At 67.6% G+C, this 24,393-nt stretch carries 25 protein-coding genes; 11 read left to right on the top strand and 14 right to left on the bottom strand.

Translation table 11 applies throughout. The features are described from left to right. Positions 1 to 26 precede the first annotated feature (26 nt). From ispG to AC5Y2L_RS12795, 11 genes are all read left to right on the top strand, one after another. Complete coding sequence (gene ispG, locus AC5Y2L_RS12845; protein ID WP_499934881.1) at positions 27 to 1,181, top strand: flavodoxin-dependent (E)-4-hydroxy-3-methylbut-2-enyl-diphosphate synthase; 1,155 nt, start codon at positions 27 to 29, stop codon at positions 1,179 to 1,181. Positions 1,182 to 1,244: 63 nt separating this feature from the next. Further along, positions 1,245 to 2,099 carry a GNAT family N-acetyltransferase gene (locus tag AC5Y2L_RS12840; protein WP_499934880.1) on the top strand — a complete coding sequence of 285 codons (855 nt, stop codon included), beginning with the start codon at positions 1,245 to 1,247 and terminating at the stop codon, positions 2,097 to 2,099. A 318-nt stretch (positions 2,100 to 2,417) separates the two neighbouring features. Further along, positions 2,418 to 4,241 (top strand): penicillin-binding transpeptidase domain-containing protein, encoded by a 1,824-nt coding sequence (locus AC5Y2L_RS12835; RefSeq protein WP_499934879.1) that lies wholly within the window; start codon positions 2,418 to 2,420, stop codon positions 4,239 to 4,241. Positions 4,242 to 4,279: 38 nt separating this feature from the next. Further along, positions 4,280 to 4,882 carry a DUF1707 SHOCT-like domain-containing protein gene (locus AC5Y2L_RS12830; RefSeq protein WP_499934878.1) on the top strand — a complete coding sequence of 201 codons (603 nt, stop codon included), beginning with the start codon at positions 4,280 to 4,282 and terminating at the stop codon, positions 4,880 to 4,882. Between the two features lie 10 nt (positions 4,883 to 4,892). Continuing rightward, the gene (gene map, locus AC5Y2L_RS12825) at positions 4,893 to 5,750 is read left to right on the top strand and encodes a type I methionyl aminopeptidase (protein ID WP_499934876.1); all 858 of its coding nucleotides are present in this window, start codon (positions 4,893 to 4,895) and stop codon (positions 5,748 to 5,750) included. A gap of 37 nt (positions 5,751 to 5,787) precedes the next feature. Continuing rightward, positions 5,788 to 7,302 (top strand): cobyric acid synthase, encoded by a 1,515-nt coding sequence (locus AC5Y2L_RS12820; protein ID WP_499935039.1) that lies wholly within the window; start codon positions 5,788 to 5,790, stop codon positions 7,300 to 7,302. Positions 7,303 to 7,381: 79 nt separating this feature from the next. Further along, entirely contained in the window at positions 7,382 to 7,945 is a 564-nt protein-coding gene (locus tag AC5Y2L_RS12815; protein ID WP_499934875.1) for an alpha/beta hydrolase, read from the top strand. 23 nt (positions 7,946 to 7,968) lie between these two features. Further along, on the top strand, positions 7,969 to 9,348 hold the full coding sequence (locus AC5Y2L_RS12810) for a glutamine synthetase family protein (RefSeq protein WP_499934874.1): 1,380 nt from the start codon (positions 7,969 to 7,971) through the stop codon (positions 9,346 to 9,348). Beyond that, positions 9,335 to 10,072: a gamma-glutamyl-gamma-aminobutyrate hydrolase family protein gene (locus AC5Y2L_RS12805; RefSeq protein WP_499934872.1), complete on the top strand. Its 738-nt coding sequence runs from the start codon at positions 9,335 to 9,337 to the stop codon at positions 10,070 to 10,072. The genes AC5Y2L_RS12810 and AC5Y2L_RS12805 overlap by 14 nt, the downstream gene beginning before the upstream one ends. After that, positions 10,069 to 11,442 (top strand): aldehyde dehydrogenase family protein, encoded by a 1,374-nt coding sequence (locus tag AC5Y2L_RS12800; RefSeq protein ID WP_499934871.1) that lies wholly within the window; start codon positions 10,069 to 10,071, stop codon positions 11,440 to 11,442. The genes AC5Y2L_RS12805 and AC5Y2L_RS12800 overlap by 4 nt, the downstream gene beginning before the upstream one ends. Continuing rightward, entirely contained in the window at positions 11,439 to 12,215 is a 777-nt protein-coding gene (locus AC5Y2L_RS12795) for a 3-oxoacyl-ACP reductase (protein WP_499934870.1), read from the top strand. The genes AC5Y2L_RS12800 and AC5Y2L_RS12795 overlap by 4 nt, the downstream gene beginning before the upstream one ends. 12 nt (positions 12,216 to 12,227) lie before the next feature. On the opposite strand, the gene AC5Y2L_RS12790 is transcribed toward AC5Y2L_RS12795, so the two are convergent. The 14 genes from AC5Y2L_RS12790 to AC5Y2L_RS12725 all read right to left on the bottom strand — a co-directional run bounded on the left by AC5Y2L_RS12790 (position 12,228) and on the right by AC5Y2L_RS12725 (position 24,381). After that, on the bottom strand, positions 12,228 to 13,166 hold the full coding sequence (locus tag AC5Y2L_RS12790) for a PPE family protein (RefSeq protein WP_499934868.1): 939 nt from the start codon (positions 13,164 to 13,166) through the stop codon (positions 12,228 to 12,230). Positions 13,167 to 13,413: 247 nt separating this feature from the next. After that, on the bottom strand, positions 13,414 to 13,812 hold the full coding sequence (locus AC5Y2L_RS12785; RefSeq protein WP_499934866.1) for a hypothetical protein: 399 nt from the start codon (positions 13,810 to 13,812) through the stop codon (positions 13,414 to 13,416). 105 nt (positions 13,813 to 13,917) lie between these two features. Beyond that, positions 13,918 to 15,051, bottom strand: coding sequence for an alkaline phosphatase family protein (locus tag AC5Y2L_RS12780; RefSeq protein ID WP_499934864.1), 1,134 nt, complete (start codon positions 15,049 to 15,051; stop codon positions 13,918 to 13,920). A gap of 82 nt (positions 15,052 to 15,133) precedes the next feature. Then, positions 15,134 to 15,874 (bottom strand): DUF6390 family protein, encoded by a 741-nt coding sequence (locus tag AC5Y2L_RS12775; protein ID WP_499934863.1) that lies wholly within the window; start codon positions 15,872 to 15,874, stop codon positions 15,134 to 15,136. 1 nt (position 15,875) lies between these two features. Beyond that, a complete protein-coding gene (hypD, locus tag AC5Y2L_RS12770) occupies positions 15,876 to 17,012 on the bottom strand; it encodes a hydrogenase formation protein HypD (RefSeq protein ID WP_499934862.1) in 1,137 nt (378 codons plus the stop codon). A 9-nt stretch (positions 17,013 to 17,021) separates the two neighbouring features. Continuing rightward, entirely contained in the window at positions 17,022 to 17,294 is a 273-nt protein-coding gene (locus AC5Y2L_RS12765; protein ID WP_499934860.1) for a HypC/HybG/HupF family hydrogenase formation chaperone, read from the bottom strand. Between the two features lie 25 nt (positions 17,295 to 17,319). Beyond that, positions 17,320 to 18,429: a hydrogenase expression/formation protein HypE gene (gene hypE / locus AC5Y2L_RS12760; protein WP_499934859.1), complete on the bottom strand. Its 1,110-nt coding sequence runs from the start codon at positions 18,427 to 18,429 to the stop codon at positions 17,320 to 17,322. Next, a complete protein-coding gene (locus tag AC5Y2L_RS12755; protein ID WP_499943994.1) occupies positions 18,426 to 19,091 on the bottom strand; it encodes a D-sedoheptulose-7-phosphate isomerase in 666 nt (221 codons plus the stop codon). The genes hypE and AC5Y2L_RS12755 overlap by 4 nt, the downstream gene beginning before the upstream one ends. After that, the gene (locus AC5Y2L_RS12750; protein WP_499934856.1) at positions 19,088 to 19,804 is read right to left on the bottom strand and encodes a HypC/HybG/HupF family hydrogenase formation chaperone; all 717 of its coding nucleotides are present in this window, start codon (positions 19,802 to 19,804) and stop codon (positions 19,088 to 19,090) included. Before AC5Y2L_RS12750 ends, AC5Y2L_RS12755 begins: the two co-directional genes overlap by 4 nt. A 3-nt stretch (positions 19,805 to 19,807) precedes the next feature. After that, the gene (gene hypF / locus AC5Y2L_RS12745) at positions 19,808 to 22,177 is read right to left on the bottom strand and encodes a carbamoyltransferase HypF (RefSeq protein ID WP_499934854.1); all 2,370 of its coding nucleotides are present in this window, start codon (positions 22,175 to 22,177) and stop codon (positions 19,808 to 19,810) included. Between the two features lies 1 nt (position 22,178). Continuing rightward, the gene (locus AC5Y2L_RS12740; RefSeq protein ID WP_499934853.1) at positions 22,179 to 22,433 is read right to left on the bottom strand and encodes a HypC/HybG/HupF family hydrogenase formation chaperone; all 255 of its coding nucleotides are present in this window, start codon (positions 22,431 to 22,433) and stop codon (positions 22,179 to 22,181) included. A 4-nt stretch (positions 22,434 to 22,437) separates the two neighbouring features. Beyond that, a complete protein-coding gene (locus AC5Y2L_RS12735) occupies positions 22,438 to 22,926 on the bottom strand; it encodes a hydrogenase maturation protease (RefSeq protein ID WP_499934852.1) in 489 nt (162 codons plus the stop codon). 16 nt (positions 22,927 to 22,942) lie between these two features. Next, on the bottom strand, positions 22,943 to 23,062 hold the full coding sequence (locus tag AC5Y2L_RS12730; RefSeq protein WP_499934850.1) for a DUF6893 family small protein: 120 nt from the start codon (positions 23,060 to 23,062) through the stop codon (positions 22,943 to 22,945). Continuing rightward, positions 23,050 to 24,381 carry a hypothetical protein gene (locus AC5Y2L_RS12725; RefSeq protein ID WP_499935038.1) on the bottom strand — a complete coding sequence of 444 codons (1,332 nt, stop codon included), beginning with the start codon at positions 24,379 to 24,381 and terminating at the stop codon, positions 23,050 to 23,052. The genes AC5Y2L_RS12730 and AC5Y2L_RS12725 overlap by 13 nt, the downstream gene beginning before the upstream one ends. Positions 24,382 to 24,393: the final 12 nt, after the last annotated feature.

Below are 24,393 nucleotides of genomic sequence, written 5' to 3'. Positions count from 1 at the left end.
ACCAGCAGACCAGCAGAAAGGAAATCGTGACCACTGGCCTGGGCATGCCGGCCGCCCCGCCGCCCGTGCTGGCGCCGCGGCGCAAGACGCGCCAGCTGATGGTCGGCGACGTGGGCATCGGCAGCGACTATCCGATCTCGGTGCAGTCGATGTGCACCACCAAAACCCATGACGTCAATTCGACGCTGCAGCAGATCGCGGAATTGACCGCGGCGGGCTGCGACATCGTCCGAGTGGCCTGCCCTCGCCAAGAGGACGCCGACGCGCTTGCCGAGATCGCCCGGCACAGCCAGATTCCCGTCATCGCCGACATCCACTTCCAGCCGAAGTACATCTTCGCCGCCATCGACGCCGGATGCGCCGCGGTACGGGTAAACCCGGGCAATATCAAGGAATTCGACGGCCGGGTCGGGGAGGTGGCCAAGGCCGCCGGCGCCGCGGGCATTCCGATCCGCATCGGCGTCAACGCCGGCTCGCTGGACAAGCGGTTCATGGAGAAGTACGGCAAGGCCACGCCGGAGGCGCTGGTCGAGTCGGCGCTGTGGGAGGCCTCGCTGTTCGAGGAGCACGGCTTCGGCAACATCAAGATCAGTGTCAAGCACAACGACCCGGTGGTGATGGTCTCGGCCTACGAGCAGCTGGCCGCGCAGTGCGACTACCCGTTGCACCTGGGTGTAACCGAGGCCGGGCCCGCCTTTCAGGGCACCATCAAATCCGCCGTCGCCTTCGGTGCGCTGCTGTCGCGGGGCATCGGGGACACCATCCGGGTGTCGTTGTCGGCGCCGCCGGTGGAGGAAGTCAAGGTCGGCAATCAGATTCTGGAGTCGCTGAACCTGCGCCCGCGTTCGCTGGAGATCGTGTCCTGCCCGTCTTGCGGTCGCGCCCAGGTCGACGTCTACACGCTGGCCAACGAGGTCAGCGCGGGGTTGGACGGCCTCGAGGTGCCGCTGCGGGTGGCCGTGATGGGCTGCGTCGTCAACGGTCCCGGAGAGGCCCGCGAGGCGGACCTGGGCGTGGCGTCGGGCAACGGCAAGGGGCAGATCTTCGTCAAGGGCGAGGTGATCAAGACCGTTCCGGAGGCGCAGATCGTCGAGACGCTGATCGAGGAGGCCATGCGACTCGCCGCCGAAAACGGTCCTGACGCGACAGCGAGCGGTTCGCCTATTGTGACCGTAAGCTGATAGGGGCCAGCGCCCTTTTGGCCCTGCTCGTTTTGCATAGTTCGCACCACTAGAGGTCCCGAGATGTCGGCTCCGCCCATCTTTCGCCTGGTCGGCGAGCGGCGGGTGTCCGTGGTGCGTGACGCCGCCGCCGTCTGGCGGGTTTTCGACGACGACCCAGTGGCCGCGTGCATGGTTGCAGCCCGGGTCGCCGAACACGGCGTGGAGCCCAACGCGATCGGCGGCGAATTGTGGACGCGTCGCGGCGCGGACGAGTCGCTGTGTTTCGCCGGCGCCAACCTCATCCCGCTGCGCGGCGCAGCGGCCGACCTGAACGCGTTTGCCGACGAGGCGATGAGTGGGGTGCGGCGGTGTTCGTCGCTGGTCGGCAGGGCCGAGCTGGTGTTGCCGATGTGGGAGCGACTGGAATCGGGCTGGGGCCCCGCGCGTGATGTGCGCGACGACCAACCGCTGATGGCGCTGGCCAGCCATCCGAGCTGCGAGGTCGACACCGAGGTGCGCCAAGTCCGGCCCGACGAGTTGGACGCCTACCTGGTGGCCGCCGTCGACATGTTCATCGGCGAGGTCGGGGTCGACCCGCGCATAGGTGACGGCGGGCGCGGCTACCGGCGACGGGTGGCCAACCTCATCGCCGCGGGCCGGGCGTGGGCTCGCTTCGAGCACGGCGAAGTGGTCTTCAAGGCCGAAGTGGGATCGCAGTCGCCGGCCGTCGGTCAGATCCAAGGGGTCTGGGTGCATCCGCAGTGGCGCGGCCTGGGACTGGGCACCCGCGGCACCGCAATGCTGGCCGCGGTGATCGTCGCCGGTGGGCGTATCGCCAGCCTGTACGTGAACAACTTCAACACGGTGGCGCGCGCGGCGTACGCGCACGTCGGCTTCAAGGAAGTCGGCACTTTCGCAACAGTGCTGCTGGATTGAGGTTGTGCTTACTGGCGATGGCGTCGGCGGGCCCAAATCCGGCTGTTGCGAAGTTCGTGGTTACTGCCCGTAGGCGCGGAGTCGTGTCTTGATGAGCTCACGGCGCTTGCTGTGAACTGACGGACTTGAGTGTGAACTGACGGCGTTGCGCGTGTAGTGACGGCGGGATCCAGCGCGGATTTCCGCCCTGGCTGCACCCTCAACGCCCTGGCTTCACACCCGATGCCCAGGATGCACTGGCTCGAAGCGACGTGGTAACGGTGCGGTCTCGGTGTGCCTACAGCCCGGCCACCCGCAAATTGCCTAACATCAGCCTCAATGGCAACTTTGAACTCATCAGTATCACGAGCCGCCGGTTTGCTCGCTGTGCTCGTCATCGCCGCAGCGGCCCAGGGCTGCACGCCGCGGCCCGAAGGCCCCGGCCCGGCGGCCGAGAGGTTCTTTCGCGCGCTATCCATCGGCGACACCGCCACCGCGGCGCAACTGTCGGACAACCCCAACGACGCTCGCGAGGCGCTCAACGCGGCATGGGCCGGCCTGCAGACGACCCACCTGGACGCGCAAATCCTCAGCTCGAAATACACCGAGGACACCGGCACCGTCAGCTACCGCTTCACCTGGCACCTGCCCAAGAACCGGACCTGGAGCTATGACGGCCAGCTCAAGATGGCCCGCGACGAGGGGCGGTGGCACGTTCGCTGGTCGCCCACCGACCTGCATCCCAAGCTCGGCGAACACCAGACGTTCGCATTGCGCGCCGACAAGCCGCGACGGGCGGCGGTGAACGAGCTCGGCGGCAGCGACGTCCTGACGCCCGGGTACGTGTATCACTACACGCTGGACGCCACCCAGGCCGGGCCCGCCCTGATGGCCACGGCGCACGCGGTGGTCGAGGCGCTGCATCCGTTTAACGACACGCTCAACGACCCCCAGCTGCTCGCTGAACGAGCCAGTTCGGCCACCCAACCTCTGGACCTGGGGGTCACGCTGCTACCCAACGACAACGACAGGGTGGCCCCCGCAATCGGCAGACTGCCCGGCGTCGTCATCGTTCCTCAGGCCGAGATGCTGTCGACCGACCCCCATTTCGCCCCCGCTGTCGTTGCCGAGGTGAAGAAGTCCGTGGCCGACCACCTCGACGGCCAGGCCGGCTGGCGGGTGGTCAGCGTCAACCAGAACGGCGTCGACGTCGAGGTGCTGCACGAAGTGGAAGGATCGCCCGCGCCGTCGATCTCGATCACCCTGGACCGGATCGTGCAGAACGCCGCGCAGCACGCGGTGGACACCCGTGGCGGCAAGGCGATGATCGTGGCGATCAAGCCGTCGACCGGAGAGATTCTGGCGATCGCCCAGAATGCGGGCGCGGACGCCGAGGGCCTGCTGGCCACCACCGGGCTGTTCCCGCCCGGGTCGACGTTCAAGATGATCACCGCCGGCGCCGCCGTCGAACGCGACATGGCCACCCCCAACACGATGCTGGGCTGCCCCGGCCACATCGACATCGGGCACCGGATCATCCCCAACTACGGCGGCTTCGATCTGGGCGTGGTTCCGCTGTCGCGGGCGTTCGCCAGCTCGTGTAACACCACGTTCGCCGAGCTGAGCAGCAGGATGCCGCCCCGCGGTCTGTCGCAGGCCGCTCGAAGCTACGGGATCGGCCTGGACTATCAGGTCGACGGCATCACCACGGTGACCGGTTCCGTGCCGCCCACCGTGGACCTGGCCGAGCTCACCGAGGACGGCTTCGGTCAGGGCAAGGTGCTGGCCAGCCCGTTCGGCATGGCCCTGGTGGCGGCCACGGTGGCAGCCGGGAAGACCCCGGTGCCGCAGTTGATCGCCGGCCACCCGACCACGGTCGACGGCGACATCACGCCGATCTCGCCGAAGATGATCGAAGCCCTGCGGCCGATGATGCGGCTGGTGGTCACCAACGGGACCGCCAAGGACATCGCCAACTGCTGTGGCGAGGTGTTCGGCAAGACCGGTGAGGCGGAGTTCCCCGGCGGCTCGCATTCCTGGTTCGCCGGATACCGGGGCGACCTGGCATTCGCGGCCCTGATCGTCGCGGGCGGGAGCTCGGAATATGCGGTCCGGATGACCAAGGTGATGTTCGAGTCGCTGCCGCCGGGCTATCTGGCTTGATCGCGGCCCCGAACTCTTAACAGCGGTAAGTTTGCGGCGTGGGCGAATTCCATGGGGACATGGTGTCTCCGACGTCATTGCGAGTCTCCGACGCCGATCGCAACGGCACGATGCGGCGACTGCACAACGCCGTCGCGCTCGGGCTGATCGACATCGAGGAATTCGAACAGCGCTCGTCACGGGTGTCCTATGCGCGCACCCGCAACGAACTGGACAGCCTGGTCGACGACCTGCCCGGGCCCGGAGCGATCGTCACATCCGCGGCTGACCGGATCGAACTGCGCGGCTGGGCCGGGTCGCTGAAGCGACACGGCGAATGGACCGTTCCCACCCATCTGGCGCTGGTGCGCCGGCTCGGGTCGATCGACCTCGACCTCACCAAGGCCCGCTTCGCCGGCCCGGTGGTGGTCATCGAGCTTGACATGAAGTTCGGCTCGCTGGATCTCAGGCTGCCCGATGGCGCCAGCGCCTCGATCGACAACGTCGAGGTCTACGTGGGCAGCGCCAGCGACCGCCGCAAAGACGCCCCGGCCGAGGGCACGCCGCATGTGGTGTTGACCGGCCGGGTGGTGTGCGGCTCGGTGATAATCCGGGGCCCGCGTCGCTCACTGCTGAGGCGGCAACCGTTCGGGTCTGGATAAGCTGAGCGACATGCCCGGCCGCACCGCACTTTCTCCCGGCGAAGTGTCCCCGACACTGCCGGTGCCCAAATGGATCGAGCGTCCGGAATACGTCGGCAAGCGCACGGCGCGCGAAGGCACGGAGCCGTGGGTTCAGACGCCGGAGGTCATCGAGAAGATGCGCGTCGCCGGCCGGATCGCGGCCGGTGCGCTGGCAGCGGCCGGCAAAGCCGTCGCGCCCGGGGTGACGACCGACGAACTGGACCGCATCGCCCACGAATACATGGTCGATCACGGCGCCTACCCATCGACGCTGGGCTACAAGGGATTTCCGAAGTCGTGCTGCACCTCGCTCAACGAGGTCATCTGCCACGGAATCCCCGACTCGACGGTGATCGCGGACGGCGACATCGTCAACATCGACGTCACCGCCTACATCGACGGCGTGCACGGCGACACCAACGCGACGTTTCTGGCCGGCGACGTCTCAGAAGAACACCGGCTGCTGGTCGAGCGGACCCACGAGGCGACGATGCGGGCGATCAACGCGGTCAAACCCGGGCGCGCCTTGTCGGTGATCGGCCGCGTCATCGAATCGTATGCAAATCGGTTCGGGTACAACGTGGTTCGCGACTTCACCGGACACGGCATCGGCACCACCTTTCACAACGGACTGGTCGTCTTGCATTACGACCAGCCGGCGGTGGAGACGATCATGCAGCCGGGGATGACGTTCACCATCGAGCCGATGATCAACCTGGGCGCGCTGGATTACGAGATCTGGCCCGACGGCTGGACGGTGGTCACCAAGGACCGGAAGTGGACCGCCCAGTTCGAGCACACCCTGCTGGTCACCGACACCGGCGCCGAGATCCTCACGTGCCTCTAGCGCGAGCTGGGGGGTGCCCCCAGTTCGCCGCAACTTGATGAGCGGCGCGTTGCTGGTGGCGGGCACCAGCTCCGACGCCGGCAAGTCTGTCGTGGTCGCGGGCCTGTGCCGGCTGCTGGCCCGCCGCGGGGTGCGGGTCGCGCCGTTCAAGGCGCAGAACATGTCCAACAACTCCGCCGTCACCGTCGAAGGCGGCGAAATCGGCCGGGCCCAGGCCATGCAGGCCCGGGCCGCCGGCCTGGAACCCAGCGTGCGATTCAACCCGATCCTGCTCAAGCCTGGCGGTGACCGGACCTCGCAGCTGGTGATTCGTGGACAGGTCGTCGACACCGTCACTGCGACAAGCTATTTCACGCACCGAGACCGCCTGTCGGACCTCGTCGCCGGCGAACTGGCCGGTCTGCGCCGGGACTTCGACGCGGTCATCTGCGAGGGTGCTGGATCGCCCGCCGAGATCAACCTGCGGGCCACCGACGTGGCAAACCTGGGCCTGGCCAGAGCCGCGAACCTGCCGGTGGTCCTGGTCGGCGACATCGACCGCGGCGGCCTGCTGGCGCACCTCTTCGGCACGGTCGCGGTGCTCGAACCCGAGGACCAGGCACACATCGCCGGCTTCGTCGTCAACAAATTCCGCGGCGATTCGGCGCTGCTGGAACCGGGGCTGCAGCAGCTGAAGGCCATGACCGGCCGGCCCATCTACGGGGTGCTGCCGTACGCGGACGAGCTGTGGCTCGACGCCGAGGATTCGCTGTCGGTAGTTGCCCACCGGGTGGTCGGCACCCCAGCGCCGCCGGTGGGCGAACAGTGGTTGCGGGTGGCCGCGGTCCGGCTACCACGGATTTCGAACTCCACCGACGTCGAGGCGCTGGCCTGCGAGCCCGGGGTACTGGTGCGCTGGGTCGCCGACCCGGCAGATTTGGCCGACGCCGACCTGGTCGTGCTTCCGGGCAGTAAGGCCACGGTCGCCGACCTGAGCTGGTTACGGGACCGCGGGCTCGATGGCGCGATCGCCGATCACGCACGCGCCGGCAAACCCGTGCTGGGCATCTGCGGCGGGTTCCAGATGCTGTGCCGGCGCATCGAGGACAACGTGGAATCCGGGCGCGGGGAGGTCGAGGGCCTGGGACTGCTGGACGCCGACATCGTCTTCGCCGCGGACAAGGTGCTGCGCCGCTGGCGGTCACCGCTGAGCGGCTACGAGATTCACCACGGGCGACTGGCCCGGTGCGCCGAGCCGAGTTGGTTCTCACGCGCGTCGCACGAATCGCAAGAGCCGCCCGGCGTGGTGCGCGGCGCGGTGTTCGGCACCCACTGGCACGGCCTATTCGACAACGACGACTTCCGTCGCCGTTGGCTCACCCGGGTCGCCGAGGCCGCCGGACGCCGCGGGTTCGTCGTTGCCGATGACGTGAACGTCGCCGTGCGCCGCGACGCCCAACTGGAGTTGATGGCTGACCTGCTGGCGTCGCACCTCGACGTCGACGCTGTCCTCGGCCTGCTCGACGGCCCACTGCCGCGGCTGCCGCACATCGCCAGCGAGCTGCGTCGCTAGTCGTCGTAAACCGTTGCGCGGCAAGGATTTCACCGCAAAACCTCGCGCCAATTGCCCGATTCGCTGTAACGTTCGACAAATGCCCTCGATGATGACCACACTCGACGGCTTTCCTGTCCAAGTGGCGGTAGCCGGTCCCGAGCGGGGTGTCGTCGTCGTCATTCTGGGTGCCGAACAGCGCCAGCCCGCCGCCTACGACGCGGTTTGCGAACGGTTGCACACGGCTTCCCTTCGCACGATCGTCATCGGTCCCGAGCCGCGGCTGACCGCCAAATCGGTGATCGGCATCCTGGACGTCCTGCGGATCGGCTGGGCGGTGGTGGTCGGCGATCGCAGCGGCGGTGAGTTGGCGTGGGAGCTGGCGGCCACCAGATTGGGCCGGTTCGTCGCTCTGGTGGCTATCGATCGTGGACATCCGCGGGTCGCCGACCACAACGGAGTGGTGCAAGACGCCGACTGCCCACCGGTCGAGATCAGCACCACCGTCCTGGTCAGTTCACCGGCCGCGCGGGCGGTGGCCCGCGACAGCCAACAGTTCGTCTACGCCGACTACCGCATCGTGGACCTCCTCGGACGGCGTAACGCCCAGGAGTCGACCGCCCAGCTGGCCGCCGAGATCGTCTTGCGCACCAGCACCTGGTAGCGCACTTTCGGGGAGGAAGTGTTGTGACCGGTCCGGGCTCTGCGTTGTTGTCGTGGGCCGACCTGGAACGACTGGTCGGGGCCGGCGACGTCGACACCGTCATCGTGGCGTTCACCGATATGCAGGGCCGGCTGGTCGGCAAGCGGGTGTCGGCCCGGCTTTTCATCGACGAAATGGCCGAGCACGGCGCCGAGTGCTGCAGCTACCTGCTGGCCGTCGACGTCGAGATGAACACCGTGTCCGGCTATGCGATGTCGAGCTGGGACACCGGCTACGGCGACATGGTGATGACCCCGGACCTCACCACGTTTCGGCTCATTCCCTGGCTGCCCGGCACGGCACTGGTGATCGCCGACCTGAGCTGGGCCGACGGCAGCGCGGTCGCCGTCTCGCCGCGCGCCGTCCTGCGCCGTCAGCTGGACCGGCTGCGGGAGCGGGGACTGGCCGCCGATGTCGCCACCGAGCTGGAGTTCATCGTGTTCGACCAGTCCTACCGTCAGGCCTGGGCCGACGGCTACCGCGGCATGACCCCGGCCAGCGACTACAACATCGACTACGCGATCCTGGCGTCGTCTCGGATGGAGCCGCTGCTGCGCGACATCCGGCTCGGCATGCAGGGCGCCGGACTGCAGTTCGAGGCCGTCAAGGGTGAGTGCAACCGGGGCCAGCAGGAGATCGGATTTCGTTACGACGACGCCCTGGTCACCTGCGACAACCACGCCATCTACAAGAACGGCGCCAAGGAGATCGCCGACCAGCACGGCAAGAGCCTGACGTTCATGGCGAAATACGATGAGCGCGAAGGCAATAGCTGTCACATCCATCTTTCGCTGCGTGGCCGGGGCGGCTCCGAAAACGCGGCGTTCGCCGATGGCGGTGGGCAGTACGGCATGTCGTCGTTGTTCCGCCAGTTCCTCGCCGGCCAATTGGCCACGCTGCGCGAGCTCACCTTGTTCTTCGCGCCGAACATCAACTCCTACAAGCGTTTTGCCGACGGCAGCTTCGCGCCCACGGCGTTGGCCTGGGGACTGGACAACCGGACCTGCGCACTGCGGGTGGTCGGGCACGGGCGCAACATCCGCGTCGAATGTCGGGTTCCCGGCGGCGACGTCAACCAGTACCTCGCGGTGGCGGCGCTGATCGCCGGCGGCCTGTACGGTATCGAACAGGACCTCGCGCCGCCGGAACCGTATACCGGTAACGCATACCAAGCCGCGGAAGCCGAGCGGTTACCCACCACGCTGGCCGAGGCCGCGGCGCTGTTCGAGGCTTCGGCAGTGGCGCGGGAGGCCTTTGGCGACGACGTCGTCGCGCACTATTTGAACAACGCACGCGTCGAGTTGGCGGCTTTCAACGCGGCGGTCACCGACTGGGAGAGGATGCGCGGTTTTGAACGGCTGTAGGCCTGTCATCGGCCTGACGACCTACCTGGATCGCGCGCAGACCGGAGTGTGGGATGTCACTGCGGGTTTGCTGCCCGCGAGCTATTTCAACGGTGTCACCATGGCCGGCGGGATTGCGGTGCTGCTGCCGCCGCAGCCGGTGGATCCCGACGCGGCCGGGCGGGTGCTCGACGGCCTGGACGGTCTGGTGATCACCGGGGGCAAGGACGTCGACCCCGCCGCCTACGGCCAGCAACCCCATCCGGAGACCGACCCGCCCGGCGCGGTCCGCGACGCCTGGGAGTTCGCGCTGTTAGCCGCTGCGCTGCAACGGAATCTGCCGGTGCTGGGCATCTGCCGCGGCGCCCAGGTGCTCAACGTCGCGTTCGGCGGGACGCTGCATCAACACCTGCCCGAGGTGCTGGGCCACCACGGCCACCGGGCCGGCAATGCGATGTTCACGACGCTGCCGGTGCGCACCGTGGCGGGCACCCGGCTGGCCGGGCTGATCGGAGAGTCCACCGAAGTGCGCTGCTACCACCATCAGGCGGTCGCCGAGGTGGGTGCGGGCCTGGTGGTCAGCGCATGGGATGCCGACGGCGTCGTCGAGGCGCTCGAGCTGCCGGGTGAGAACTTTGTCCTCGCGGTGCAGTGGCATCCCGAAGAGTCACTGGACGACCTGCGGTTGTTCACCGCAATCGTCGATGCCGCGCGGGCGTACCGGATGAGCTCGGTGCAGCAGTGACGAACGCGGCGCAGCTGATCAACCCCGCCACTGAAGAAGTGCTGGGAACGGTCGCGCACAACGACGCGGTCGCCGTCGACGACGCGGTGGCGCGGGCCCGCGCAGCACAGCGGCGCTGGGCGCGGTTGTCACCGGCGCAGCGGGCGGGGAGCCTGCGCGCGTTCGCCGCCGTCGTCGATGCACATGTCGACGAGCTGGCCGCGCTGGAAGTGGCGAATTCCGGACATCCGATCGCGTCGGCCGAATGGGAGGCCGGCCATGTCCGTGACGTGCTGGCGTTCTATGCTGGCAGCCCGGAACGCTTGTCCGGCAAGCAGATTCCCGTCGCCGACGGGCTGGACGTTACTTTCCACGAACCGCTGGGCATCGTCGGGGTGATCACGCCGTGGAACTTCCCGATGATGATCGCGTCCTGGGGCATCGCGCCGGCCCTGGCCGCCGGCAACGCGGTGCTGGTCAAACCGGCCGAGTGGACACCGCTGACCACCATGCGCCTCGCTGAGCTGGCCGTCGAAAGCGGGCTGGACGCCGACCTGCTACAGGTCTTGCCGGGCCAGGGTACGGTGGTCGGCCAGCGCTTCGTCACCCACCCGGACGTGCGCAAGATCGTGTTCACCGGGTCCACCGAGGTCGGCAAGAAGGTGCTGGCCGGGGCGGCCGCTCAGGTGAAGCGGGTGACGCTGGAACTGGGCGGTAAGAGCGCCAACATCGTCTTCGCTGACTGTGATCTAGAGCGCGCGGCGGCCAGCGCGCCGGCCGGGGTGTTCGACAACGCCGGGCAGGACTGCTGTGCTCGCAGCCGAATCCTGGTGCAGCGCAGCGTCTATGACCGGTTCATGGAGCTGCTCGAGCCGGCGGTGCAGCGCGTCGTCGTCGGTGATCCCGGCTCCCGCGAAACAGACATGGGTCCGCTGATTTCACGTCCACATCGGGACAAGGTGGCCTCCTACGTCCCCGACAACGCGCCGGTCGCCTTTCGCGGCACCGCGCCGTCAGGCCCCGGATTCTGGTTTCCGCCAACGGTTCTGACGCCTGCGCGCACCGACCGCTGCGTCACCGAGGAGATTTTCGGCCCGGTGGTCACCGTGCTGGCCTTCGACGACGAGGCCGACGCGATCGCACTGGCCAACGACACCGCCTACGGGCTGTCCGGATCGATCTGGACCGACGATCTGTCTCGGGCGCTGCGGGTATCGCGGGCTGTGGAAGCGGGGAACCTATCGGTGAATTCGCACGCGTCGGTGCGCTACCACACGCCGTTCGGCGGATTCAAGCAGTCGGGCCTGGGCCGTGAGCTCGGGCCGGACGCACCACTGCAATTCACCGAAACCAAGAACGTGTTCATCGCGATCCGAGAGGGCGATCAGTGATCGACTTGACGCGCCGCCTGGCCGGCCGGGTGGCGGTCATCACCGGCGGTGCCAGCGGAATCGGGCTGGCCGCTGGGCGGCGGATGCACGCCGAAGGCGCCACGATCGTGGTCGCGGACATCGACGCCGACGCGGGTGCGGCTGCGGCCGAAGCGCTTTCGGGTCTGTTTGTGCCAGTGGATGTTTCGGATGAGAGCTCGGTCAATGCACTGTTCGACACGGCGGCCCAGCTCTGCGGATCGGTCGACATCGCCTTCAACAACGCGGGCATTTCACCGCCCGAGGACGATCTGATCGAGAATACCGGGTTGGCGGCATGGCAACGGGTCCAAGATGTCAATCTCAAGTCGGTGTACCTGTGCTGCCGGGCAGCGCTGCGGCACATGGCGCCGGCCGGGAAAGGCTCGATCATCAACACGGCATCGTTCGTCGCCGTGCTCGGGTCGGCGACCTCGCAGATCTCCTACACCGCCTCCAAAGGCGGCGTGCTGGCCATGTCGCGCGAACTCGGCGTGCAATACGCGCGGCAGGGTATCCGGGTGAACGCGCTGTGCCCGGGGCCGGTCAATACCCCTCTGCTGCAAGAGCTTTTCGCCAAAGATCCGCAGCGGGCCGCCCGCCGGCTGGTGCATGTGCCGCTCGGTCGCTTCGCCGAGCCCGACGAGATCGCTGCTGCAGTCGCCTTTTTGGCCAGCGACGACGCGTCATTCATCACCGCATCGACCTTCTTGGTGGATGGCGGTATCAGCTCGGCTTACGTGACGCCGCTATAGCCGGGTGAATTGTCAACGGGCCAAAGGCCACAACGGTGGCTCGCTGTATTCGGGTTCGACGATCTGTTCACAGACCCAGCCCCTACGTTGCACCGGCGCTGCGACCGGCGCGACCGCCGTGGCCGTCGCCCAAGCGCGCGGCACGGACAGGCTCCCGAGCGCCCTACCGCGGCCGAAGCCCGCTTCGACTGCGCCGCCGACAACGGCGCTGCCAGCAGCAGCGGCCGACTTCGCCGCTCGGGCAAACCCGAGCCGCACCTTGCGCAGTTTCGCAAGTGCCGGTAAGACGGCCGCAGCGGCCGCCGCCGCGACCGGCGATGTGGCGAGCGCCCGCAGCGCCCGCGGGACCGCCGGAATCAGCTGATTGCCGCTGGCCAAGATCTCGTCCGCGTCCAGCAAAGCCGAGGTCGCATACCCCAACCCGACTGGATCGAGGGCGAAGGGCGGCGAGGCGAACGGCGTCAGCTCCGTGGCAGCCGCCGACGTGCGGGCATAGGCATACATGGCGTCAGCGTCCTGCGCCCACATCCGTTCGTATTCGGCGTCGGTGTCGGCGATCGCGGCGCTGATTTGGCCCAGACAGTTCGTCGAGGCCAGTGAGGCCCGCAGCGCGCGGTTGGCGTCGATCAACGCGGGGGGCACCATCGCCGCGTACGCCGTTTCATAGGCGCTGGCGGCCTCTTTGGCCTGGCTGGCGGCCTGCTGGGCCTGACCGGCGGCGGCGTTGAGCCACGCTATCTGCGGCGCTACGGCCGAGGTCATCGCCATCGCTCCGGAGCCTTGCCAGCCTCCAGCGAGCTGTGCGGTGACCGACTGGTAGGCGGTCGCCTGGTCGTAAAGCCCAGCGGCCAGCCGGTCCCACGCTGTGGCGGCATCCAGCATTGGCCCTGCACCTGGGCCTTCGTATATTCGCCCCGAGTTGACCTCCGGCGGCAACGCCCCGAAACTCATCGCTATCCGTCCTGACCATGGCTGCAGCAAGCAGCCGTTCATCTGCTGTATACCTTTTGTTCACGATGAATTAAATGTACATTAACGACGGTGTTCTGAACCTGGAAGGTTTCTTTGAAACCGCTTAGAGACTTCGTCGTGTCCTGCCGGTGTGGAGCCTGACCTCGTCAAACGCTGGTGAGGTGAGCTGCTTCCGGCATATCTTGATCGCTTCGCTGCGCCGGCGTGTCGCGGCGCTGGCTGACCGTCAGCACCGAGCGGTGCAGAATTGGCACAAGATGTCTTGTCCAGCAACGGGAATGGTCACATGCGCGCCCGGGTCGGCGTCGCTTGATCTAAATCCTAAGGCGGACAGCACGATCGGCGACGATGATTGGGCTTCGGTGCGTGTCGAGGGTTGCCGATTGCGTTTCATCGCAGTGGTTTTGAACCAGATGTGATTCGTCGGCGAGCTGCCGGAGAGGGATTCGTGGTCGGACTGCCCCGAACCGGAATCCAGCGTCGTCAGCGACTGCGGTGTTGCAGCTGTTATCAGCTTGGCGTGCAACGGGTTACCGGCGAGAACGGCAAGAAGCAAACCAAGTGCGGCAAGGATCAGGATGGTCGCTTGCCACCGTTGATTTTTGGCCGCGGTCGGAACATTCACAGTGGCTCAACCGTATAACAACGCGATCATTCCGAGGCCGGTCAGCAGGTTTGAAATCGATATGAGGTTCCGTTGGAACTTTCAAATGTGCTGCGCCAAGACCTGTCACGAGCCAGCGTGGAAAACGATGAGCGGTATCGCCATTTCGGCGGCCGTGGCCCCGCCGTGAAAACCGATGAGACGAGCCGTTTCCGGTGGTTCGCGACCGGTCGCCAGCACCGCCGTGCAGCCGGTGCACACGACGACGACGTCGCCGATCCGAGGCAGGAATCGAGGGTTCACCGGCCCGAACATTCCGGTGCCGACAGCCTCGTCGCGCAGGTAGACATCGGCCCGTCCGTCAAGCACCTCGCTCCACGTGGCGCACACATCGGTTGCGGCCCCGGGCTCGGTGTGCAAGTAGCGCACCCGCGGCTCGCCAGCAACCACTCGCACCCCGGCAGCCAGCACCGGGTCAGTGCCGAGGTCGACCCGTGCCTCCGGCGGAACATTCAGACCGCCGTGGTCGGCGGTCACCAGTAACGCCGCATTCGGCGGCAGGTTCTCGACGAGCCGGGTCAACAGCGCATCGACCTGCGCGGCCGCTTCATGCCACTGCGGTGAACCGATGCCGAACAGGTGGGCCGCGGTATCCAGTGCGGCAGTGTAGCCGTAGACCAGTCCGGGTGCCGAGCGCAGCTCGTCAATCACGTGCCGGGCGTAATCCTCACTAGGCCCACTGGGACGAAACTGCGCGCCCCGATATGCCGCATCCGTCAGTCCGCTGCCGATGAACCACTCCGGCAGCACGGCGCGCGCGCTGACTCTGGCCCGATTCAGCCGTTCGAACCAGCTGGGCAGCGGCTGCCATTGCCGATGCGGTGGATCGTCGCGCCAGGTGATGTGGCTGAGTACGCGATCGGTGCCGGGGATGTTGAGCGTGAACCCCAGGATGCCGTGCTGGCCCGGCTGCACGCCGGTGCCCAGCGACACCAGGCTGCTCGGTGTCGTCGAGGGGAAGGTGCAGGCAAGCTCCTGCAGCCGTCCCACGCTGCCGGTGAGCACGGAGGCGAGCAATGGCGCGTCACCGGCCAGCTGGGGCAGCAGGTGCCAGCCCAACCCGTCGACGAGCACCACCGCCACCCGGTCGACCCGGTCGAGGCCGCCGAGAAAACCTGGCAGCACCGGCGCGCCGCTCACACCGGGGACACCGAGCATCGTCGCCGCAGCCGGCAAGACGTCGCGGATTGAGCCGGCCATCCGGTCAGTTTGGCACGGGCTGGGCTTGATGGCGGTGACCCGCTTCGCCCGGCTCCGCCGCGCTTGCGATCACCGCTGGCGGCTAGACATGCACCAGCCGACGGCTGGTCACGCCCAATTGGCGATCCGTACTCTCGGCAAGCGCCTCGACCTGCCGCGGTCCCAACCGGCCGCACAGCCGGCCCCAATGCATCGCAACCTCGTCACCGACGGCCACGTCGGGCACCGCGCTATAACCATCGGCCCATACCTCGAGCCGGCGTTGCGACGGCGCGGACAGGCGCAGCGTCGCACCATCCCAGATCAGCTTCCGGCACAACACCTCGACCTGGTCGGCATCGCGGGAAACGACTGTCCCCCAAGTGATCCGGCAATTGTCCAGTACCATCAGCGGGTGTTCGTCCATACCGCGTCCCAAAAACCGCGTCCACGGATACACCCCGAACACGTGAAAGCAGTGGTTTGCCGCCGCCTCGCCGGCCAAGTCCGGCGTCAGATGCGACCAGTAGCGGCCCGCCTGCGGGCCAATGATGGTCAGCAGTTCGTCGAAGAACGCAGCCGGATCGAGGCCGGCACCGACGCCACCGCCGAGCCAATATGACCCGACCAGCCGCTGATCCAATGGGTCGGCGATGCCGGTCAGGCTGGACAGCACCCGCAGGTACGGCCAGGCGCCGGAGAACTTGGTCGCGGCACGCCGCACGTGGTCCACCGAGCCGTCACGCAGGGTCGCGCCCAACGGCGGACCGCAAAAGCCAAGCGCGTTGGGGGCGTAGGCATACCGGGCGAACATCTCGACGCCGCGGTGATCTGGACCGGCCATGTCAGCCTCGTCCGGACTGCCCCACCAGCTTGACCGCATCCCGATGCAACCGCCCGAAGTTGTAGTAGGCCGCGCACGCTCCCTCCGGGGACACCATGCACGTCCCGATCGGCGTCTCCGGGGTGCATGCGGTGCCGAAAACCTTGCACTCCCAAGGCTTGAGCACACCCTTGAGCACCTCGCCGCACTGGCATGCCTTGGGGTCGGCCACCCGGACCCCGGGCATCGCGAACCGCAGCTCGGCGTCGAACTCCGCGAAGTCGTCGTGCAGCCGCAGCGCGCTCTGCGAGATGAATCCCAGTCCGCGCCATTCAAAGTGCGGGCGCAACGCGAACACCTGACCCATCAGCGCCAGCGCGGCCGGGTTGCCATGCTCGGGAACCACCCGCGTGTACTGGTTCTCCACCTCGCACCGACCCTCCCGGATCTGCCGGAGCAGCATGGCCACGGCGGCCAGGATGTCCAGCGGCTCGAAGCCGGCCACTACCAACGGCTTTCGGTACACCTCGGGTACGAACCGGTAGGGCCGGTTGCCGACGACGGTCGAGACGTGCCCGGGGCCGATGAAACCGGACAGCCGCAAATCGGGTGACTCCAGGATGGCCTTGATCGGCGGCACGATCATGACGTGGTTGCAGAACACGCTGAAATTGCGCAATCTCAGGTCGCGGGCACGCACCAGGGTCACTGCAGTCGATGGCGCGGTGGTCTCGAAGCCGATGGCGAAGAACACCACCTGCTTGTCGGGACGGTCGACCGCGATCTTCAGCGCGTCGAGGGGGGAGTAGACGAACCGCACGTCGGCGCCGCGCGCCTTGGCGTCCAGCAGGCTGCCGGACGACCCCGGCACCCGCATCATGTCGCCAAAGCAGGTGAAGACGACATCGGGCTGACTGGCCAACCACATCGCGTCGTCGATGCGGCCCATCGGGATAACGCAGACCGGGCAACCCGGGCCGTGCACCAGTTCGACATTCTCGGGTAGCAGGTGTTCGATGCCGTGGCGGTAGATGGTGTGGGTGTGTCCGCCGCACACCTCCATGAACTTGAAGTGCTCGTCATGACCCGCCAAATGCTCTATGGCAGAAAGCAATTTGCGGGCAGCGGCCGGATCGCGGAATTCGTCGACGAATTTCATTGCGGTTCCTTACACAATGGCAGAGGAGTCGAAGGCTTCGATCTCGGTGGTATAGGCCTCGCCGAGTTTCTTGACGGCGGCCAGGGTCAGCAACGCTTCCGTCTCGTCGATCTTGGCCATCGCGAAGCCGACGTGTACGAGCACCCAGTCGCCGGGCTCGGGCATGTCGTTCTCCAGCAGCCGAACGCTGATCGTGCGCTGCACGCCGCTCACGTCCACCTTCGCCAAATAGTTTGCGCGGTCGGTGATCTGTACGATCCGACCCGGAATGCCGAGACACATTGCAGGCGCACCTCCTTTCCCAAGTTCAGCAGATTCGCGGCAGCGGGTCACCGACGAGCATGTCGACGATCCGGGTGCCGCCGAATCCGGTACGCAGCACCACGCTTTCGGCGGGTTCGGCGACAATCTCGCCGACGTCGGCCGCGTCGGCACCCAAGGGATGCGACCGCAATGCGGCCAGCCCCGCCTCGGCCTCCTCCGCCGCGACGACGGCGACGAACTTGCCCTCGTTGGCGACATAGAGTGGGTCGATGCCGAGCAGCTCGCAGGCGCCGCTGACCATGGGCCGCACCGGAAGTCGCTCCTCTTCGAGCAAGACCCCGAGTCCGCAGGCCTGGGCCAATTCGTTGCAGACGGTGCCCACCCCACCGCGGGTGGCGTCGCGCAGCCAACGGGTGGACGGCGCAGCCGCCAGCAGCAGTTCCACCAGCGGGCTGACCGAGGCGGTGTCGGAGTGAATGTCGGCCTCGATGGCCAGGTCACCGCGGGCCAGCATGACGGCCATGCCGTGGTCGCCCATCGTGCCGGACAGCAACACCTTGTCGCCGGCGCGCACCGCCCGCGCATCCAGTCGCCGTCCCACCGGAACGACGCCGGCGCCGGTGGTGGTGACGAACATCCCGTCCGCGGCGCCTTTGGGCACCACCTTGGTGTCACCGGCGACGATCTGAACACCCGCGTTCGCGGCGGCGGCCGCCATGTCCGCCACGACGTCCTTGAGCTCGGCGATCGGGAAACCCTCTTCGAGCACGAACGCCGCCGAGATCCAGGACGGCACGGCTCCGGCCATCGCCAGGTCGTTGCAGGTGCCGTGCACCGCGAGCTTCCCGATGGATCCGCCGGGAAAACGCCTGGGCTGCACCACAAATGAATCGGTCGACATCGCCAGCCGCTCGCCGCTGGGCAGGGTGAGCACCGCGCCGTCCCCGAGCGACTCGAGGAGCGGATTGCGGAACGCCTCCAGGAACACCGCGTCGACCAGTGCCGCCGATGCCTTACCGCCCGCGCCGTGCGCCAGGGTGACGTGCTCGTCGAGCAGCCGCGGGCGACGTCGGCGGAACGACTCGATCCGCTCGATCACCTCGCCCTCGCCGAACCTTGGGCCGGAGGACAGGTATTCGCTGGGCCGGCTCATGCCGCCCCCAAGCCTCGGTCGTCGTGCTCATGGACCGCCAGCCACAGCTGGTATCCCAATAGTGCTTGCGACTCCTGGATTCGGTGCACGCTCTGCGACCGAACGACGAAGCAGACGTCCACATTCGGGTTGTTGACGAATGCGCCGCCGTCATATCCGGCGAAGCCGATGGTGTACATGCCACGCTGCCGGGCCTCGGCCAGCGCCGCCAGCAGATTGGGCGAGCCGCCGCTGGTCGACATGGCGATGGCGATGTCGCCGGCCTTGGCGCGCGCGATCAACTGGCGGGCGAAGACGAGCTCGAATCCGACGTCATTGCCCAGGGCGGTGATGATGGCCTGATCTGCGGTCAACGACCAGGCGGGCAGCGGCCTGCCCATCGGTGGCCGGGCGAACAACCAGGCCAGCGTTGTGCAGTCGGTACAGCTGCCGCCGTTTCCGAAGGTGAACATCCTTGCGCCCGAGGCAAATCGGCGTGCCATCTCGCTGGCGGCCTCGGTCAGCAGGTCGGCGTTGGCTTCCAGCGTGGAGCGCCGCAGCGCCAGGCTCTCGGCCGCTTTGGCCTGAGCGGAGGCGGCCAGGTCGGTGAGCAGCGACTGGGAATCGTCCTCTTGCGCATCGATGAACGGGTAGAGGAAGTTGGTGGGTTCGTCGTCGCTCATCGGACGTTCTCCATGCGGCTGATCGCCGTACCGGCATGCACCAGCACCAGATCGCCCGCGGCGACCGGCCCGATGAGCGTGGTCACCACGTCCTCGACGCCACGCGCGGTGCGCACGGTCGCTGACCCCTGCGTCGAAGCAGCCATAACCTCGCCCGGCCGGCCCTCGTCGCTGCAGGTGACGCAAACATCCTCGGCGCCTGATGTTTTGAGCAAGCCGGGATGCTCGAAACACACGTGGGTCAACTCCCACAGCAGGTGGTAGAACAGCACGAAGCCGCCCGTCGCGGGTATCCGCGGGTCGGGATCGTCCAGCCACAGCACGTGGTCGGCCAGGCCCGCCGTCGGCCGCTGCCCGCTGCCGATCCAGACGGTGCCGGCCCCCCACGCCGGGCTGCGGCGCATCACCGAACACACCGCAGGGTCGTCCGCGGCGGAGACGGCAATCACGATGTCGCCCGGCCGGACTGACACCCGGACCAGGTCCACCAGGTCCGGGCCGGTCAGGGCGACCGCGGGCAGTGCGCGTTTGCCCATGATCACCGGGTGGACGAACTCGACCGCGATGTGCATGGCATGCGGTTGCCACGCGGGTGCGATGGACCACATGGTGGCCCCGGCCGCGAATCGCTTCGCCAAGGTGAGCGCGGTGGCGGCCAGGTCTGCGGCGAGCTCGGCGCTCAGGCCGCGGTCGATCGCGGTGGTGGCATTCAACGGTCAGCCCTCCTCCCGTGCCGTCATAACGGAGATAGCCGCCTGGCCCAGCGCCAGGCCGCCGTCGTTGGGCGGCACCAGGTGATGGGTCAGCACGTCAAACCCGGCCCGCTGCAACCGTTCCCGGCATGCCCGGAGCAGCAGCACGTTCTGGAACACGCCACCGGTGAGGCCCACCAGTCGCACGGCGCCGGCGAGCTGTCCGACGGTAGTGGCGACGGCATCCGCGACCGCGAGGTGGAACGCCGCCGCCAGCGGCGCCGGAGGGTCGCCGGTCTGCAGCGCCGACACCAGCGCCCGCACCATCGGCGCCGGATCCATCACCCCGTCGTGCCGCACCGTCAGTGACAGCGACGGCAGGGGCCGCGCCAGATCGCCGCGGACCGAGTCGGCCAATGCCTCGAGTTCGATTGCGGCCTGGCCCTCGTAATCGATCCGCTGCCGCACCCCGAGCAAAGCGGCGACCGCGTCGAACAGCCGGCCCATGCTCGAACACGGCACACACCCGGTCCCGCTCTCCAATTGCGAACGGATCAACCGTAATTCGCCCGGCGCCGCCGCACGGACCGGCGCGAGGTCGGCAGTCCACTCGATGCCGGCCACCCACAGTTGGGACAGCGCCATTCGCCATGGATTGCGCACCGCCGCGTCACCGCCGGGCAGCGGCACCGGCAACAGGTGGCCCGCCCGTACGAAGCGGTGGCTGTCGCGGCCGAGCCGCAGGATCTCTCCGCCCCAGATGGTCTGGTCGCAGCCGAAGCCGGTGCCGTCAAACGCGACGCCGATGATGGGTTCACCGAGGCGGCCGTGCTCGGCGAGCAACGAAACGACATGCGCGTGATGGTGCTGGACCAGATCCAGCGGTCGTCCCCGTGCGTGCCGTTCGGCCCAGCTGCGGGTGTGATATCCCGGATGCAAATCGGCGGCCAATCGTGCCGGGCTGCCGCGTATTTCACTGAGCTGTCCGACCGCCCGCTCGAACGCCCGCAGCGTCTCCCAGGTGCCCATGTCACCGATGTGTCCCGACAGGTACGCGCGTGGGCCGTCGGTAAGGCAGAAGGTGTTCTTGAGCTCCCCGCCGACCGCCAACACGGCGGGCCCGTCGATGCCGAGATCCACCGGCAGCGGCGCGTAACCACGCGACCGCCGGACGGGCAACTCATCAGCGCGAGCGGAAGCGCAGTGGACCACGCGCACCACGGAGTCGTCGCACGGCACGTGGATCGGGCGGTCGTGATCCAGGACGGCGTCGCACAGCGCGGGAAGCCTGCGCGCGGCGTCGTCGTCGGTGAAGCAGATCGGTTCGTCGGAACGATTGGCGCTGGTGAGAACCAGCGCGTCGGGCACCGGCGTGCCGGCGCCGGGCACGGGCGATAGCAGCAGGTGATGAATCGGGGAGTAGGGCAGCATCAACCCGAACAGTGGGCTGCCCGGCGCGACGCCCCCGGCCACCGGCGCACGGGCGTGCCGCCGCAACAGCACGATCGGCCGGGCCGCGCTGCGCAACACGGCGGCCTCGTCCTCGTCGACGAACGCGTAGCGCCGAGCGACGTCAAGGTCACGCACCAGCATGGCGAAAGGCTTTGCCCCCCGCGCCTTTCGGGCCCGCAGCGCACCGACCGCCATGTCGTCGTCGACCGCGCATGCCAGGTGGTAACCGCCGATCCCCTTGATCGCCACCACCGAACCGGCCGCCAGCGCGCGTTGGGCGGCCGCCAGCGCGGCATCGGCTTCGCCGATGCGCCCGGCCGTCGACGAGAACCACAGCGACGGACCGCAATTCGGGCAGGCTATCGGTTGGGCATGGAACCGGCGATTGGCCGGGTCGTGGTATTCGGCGGCGCATCGCTCGCACATGTCGAACGTGGCCATCGTGGTGGCCGGACGGTCATAGGGCAACGCACTGATGATGGTGAATCGGGGCCCGCAGTTGGTGCAGGTGATGAACGGGTGCCGGTAGCGCCGGTCGCTGGGGTCGAACAACTCGGCCAGACAGTCGTCGCACACCGCGATATCGGGGGGAATGGGGGTGCCGGCACCGGCCGCGGTCCGGCTGGCCACGATGTGGAACCCGTTGCGGCCCTCGGTTTCCGGTGCGATGTCGACGGACGACACAGTGCCGATCCGCGCCAGAGGTGGCGCCTCGGCACGCAGCCGCCCGGCGAATTCGTCGATGCGTGCGCGGTCGCCCTGCACCTCGAGAAAGACCGCGCCCGAATCGTTTCCGACGAAACCGGCCAGTCCCAGCTCTGTCGCGATGCGGTGGACGAAGGGACGAAAGCCGACCCCTTGGACGACGCCGGTCACGGTGAACCGCTGCCGAACATCGGCGGTTCGCGGAACCACGGCGGTCAGCACAGGGGTGTCGGTCATATCAGCCGACCCCCGGGTCGCTGGGGCCGCGGCCCATCAACTCCAGACCGGCCATCGCCTGCTCGGCTCCGGCGCGGTCGGTCTTTTCGACGACGAAGCCCATGTGGATGATCACCCAATCACCGGGCGCGAATGTCTCGTCGGGAAGCATGCCGACGTTGACCTTGCGCTGTTCACCGGTGACATCGACCAGCGCGAGTTGGTTACCGTAGCCATCCAGCATCCGGATTACTTGACCGGGTATGCCCAGACACATCTGCTCAACACTCCTCCCGCGTCGGAGCCCCGGTGCGCAGCGCCGCGACGATCTCCTGCACGGCGCGAGCGGCCCGGGGCACGGCTTCGGCCACCGGATCGCTGAGTCCGATCCCTTCCTCGACGCTTTCGGCTTCGCAGCCGACCACGACGGTGTACGGCGGCTCGCCGCCCAGGGCGCGGAGGCTGGCGAAGACGGTTCCCGGGTCCATGCCGTGAGCATCCAAACCCGGTGCGCCGCAGTCGGTGTGGCAATCAGCCTGGAACACGTGCAGGGCGCCCGGACGGCCCTGGCTCGGCACGGTGTCGACGAGGACCAGCGAATCCCAATCCTCGAGCAGGTCGTAGGCCAGATGCATGCCGCGGATCCCGTAGTCCACCACACGCACGGAGTCGTCCTGGGGTATCTCGGCGTGCCGAACCACCTCGGAGCCAAACCCGTCGTCTCCCAGGAAGATATTGCCGATTCCGGCGACCAGAATGCGTGCTGCCATGGGCTACTCTGCCAGGCTACATGCGTCTCAGCCGAAGATAGCGTTTGGCATCGGGCAGGGATATCAATCCCATCGCCGCTGCCGACACGACCACGATCGCGATGAGAGCAAGGAACACCCAGCCTAACAATTCCATCGTGAGCTCCTTTCAGGGTTTACCGAAATATCTTGCGGATCAATGGGTTCAACTTCGTCGGGGGAGAAGTACAGGTAGCGGCCATACCAGTCGTGCAGGTCGGCGGCCGGGTCATCCTCGACCACGACGGCGACATGCTTGTTGCCCTCCACGTCCTCATGCACGGAGGTGACCCGGGCGGTCTTGCCGGCGACGAAGATGTCCTGGGCGTCGGCGGTACGCCGCGGCCGCAACCTCACCCGGCTGCCGCGGGAGACCGGCGTCCCGTTCACCAGTACGGCGTCGATCTCCGGTCGAACGGCGTTGTCTGCCAATGGATCCCACCAGTCGACTCCGGCCGGTACCTCGGGAACCAGCCCGGGGTCGCGCAACACACCGTGCAGTCGCGCCATGGCCTCGGGCGACATGGTGTCGCACTGGTCGATGATCTGCGCCGCCCGCGGGTCGGTCGCCCGGGCCTGCGCCTTCTCCTCGTCGGTCATGGTCATCACCCGCAGAGTCAGGATCTCGTCGATCTCCGTGCAGTCGTACAGCGCGGCGTTGCTCTCCTCGGCGACCTCGGGATGGTCGTAGAGGATGATCGGCGAAACCAGCAGCATCTCATCGGTGCCGGGTGGTCCGGCCAGCACCGGGAAGCACCGGTGTTGCCGGCACCGTGACGCAGCGTCGGCCGCGCCGGGCGGCGGCTCCAGCAGCGAGACGAACCGGCCGCCGACGACTTCGGCGATGACGTGAGCGCCGATCAGAGAGCGTGCGATCGCGTCCTTTTTGTCGATTGCGGCCTCGCCGACGTTGCGGAGTTGCGCGGAGACCCGCAGCAGGCGCGCTGCTGCGGGTTCGGTGCGTACGGTCAATTCGGCGCGCACCTGCTGACGCTCGCGTACCAGTCGGCCGCCGTCGACGGGTTCGACAGCGGTCTCTTGCGACGCGGTCACCGGCAGTGTCCAGCACTGGTCGCCGTCGTCGAGGGCCAGCGGACCGAAGGACGCTTCACATTCGACCGCCTCGTCCCAGGTCAGCCATGACCCGGATGCGGCGGTTAGTTCCTCGACCGGCACGAATACGCCGTCGATTTCGCGTTCGGCGCGGCGATGCTGCAACTGCAGGAACCGCACCACCAGCGTGATCGCCCGCGCACCGTCGACCAGAAACTGGGCCGCCATCGTGTCGTCCTCGCCCAGCCCGGCGGCGTCGGCGCCCGGCGGACCCAGAACACCGAATTGCCAACGGGATTGGTTCTTGCTCGAAGTGGCGCGGTACGGGTAGAGCAGGTAGCCCTCGTACAACACCGCGTCGGCGACGGCCCGGACGCGATCCATTGACGGCGCGGG

The sequence above is a fragment of the Mycobacterium sp. NGS66 genome (assembly GCF_059812225.1).
Note: the sequence above shows the minus strand (reverse complement) of the source record. Positions and strands in the feature narration are given on the sequence as shown.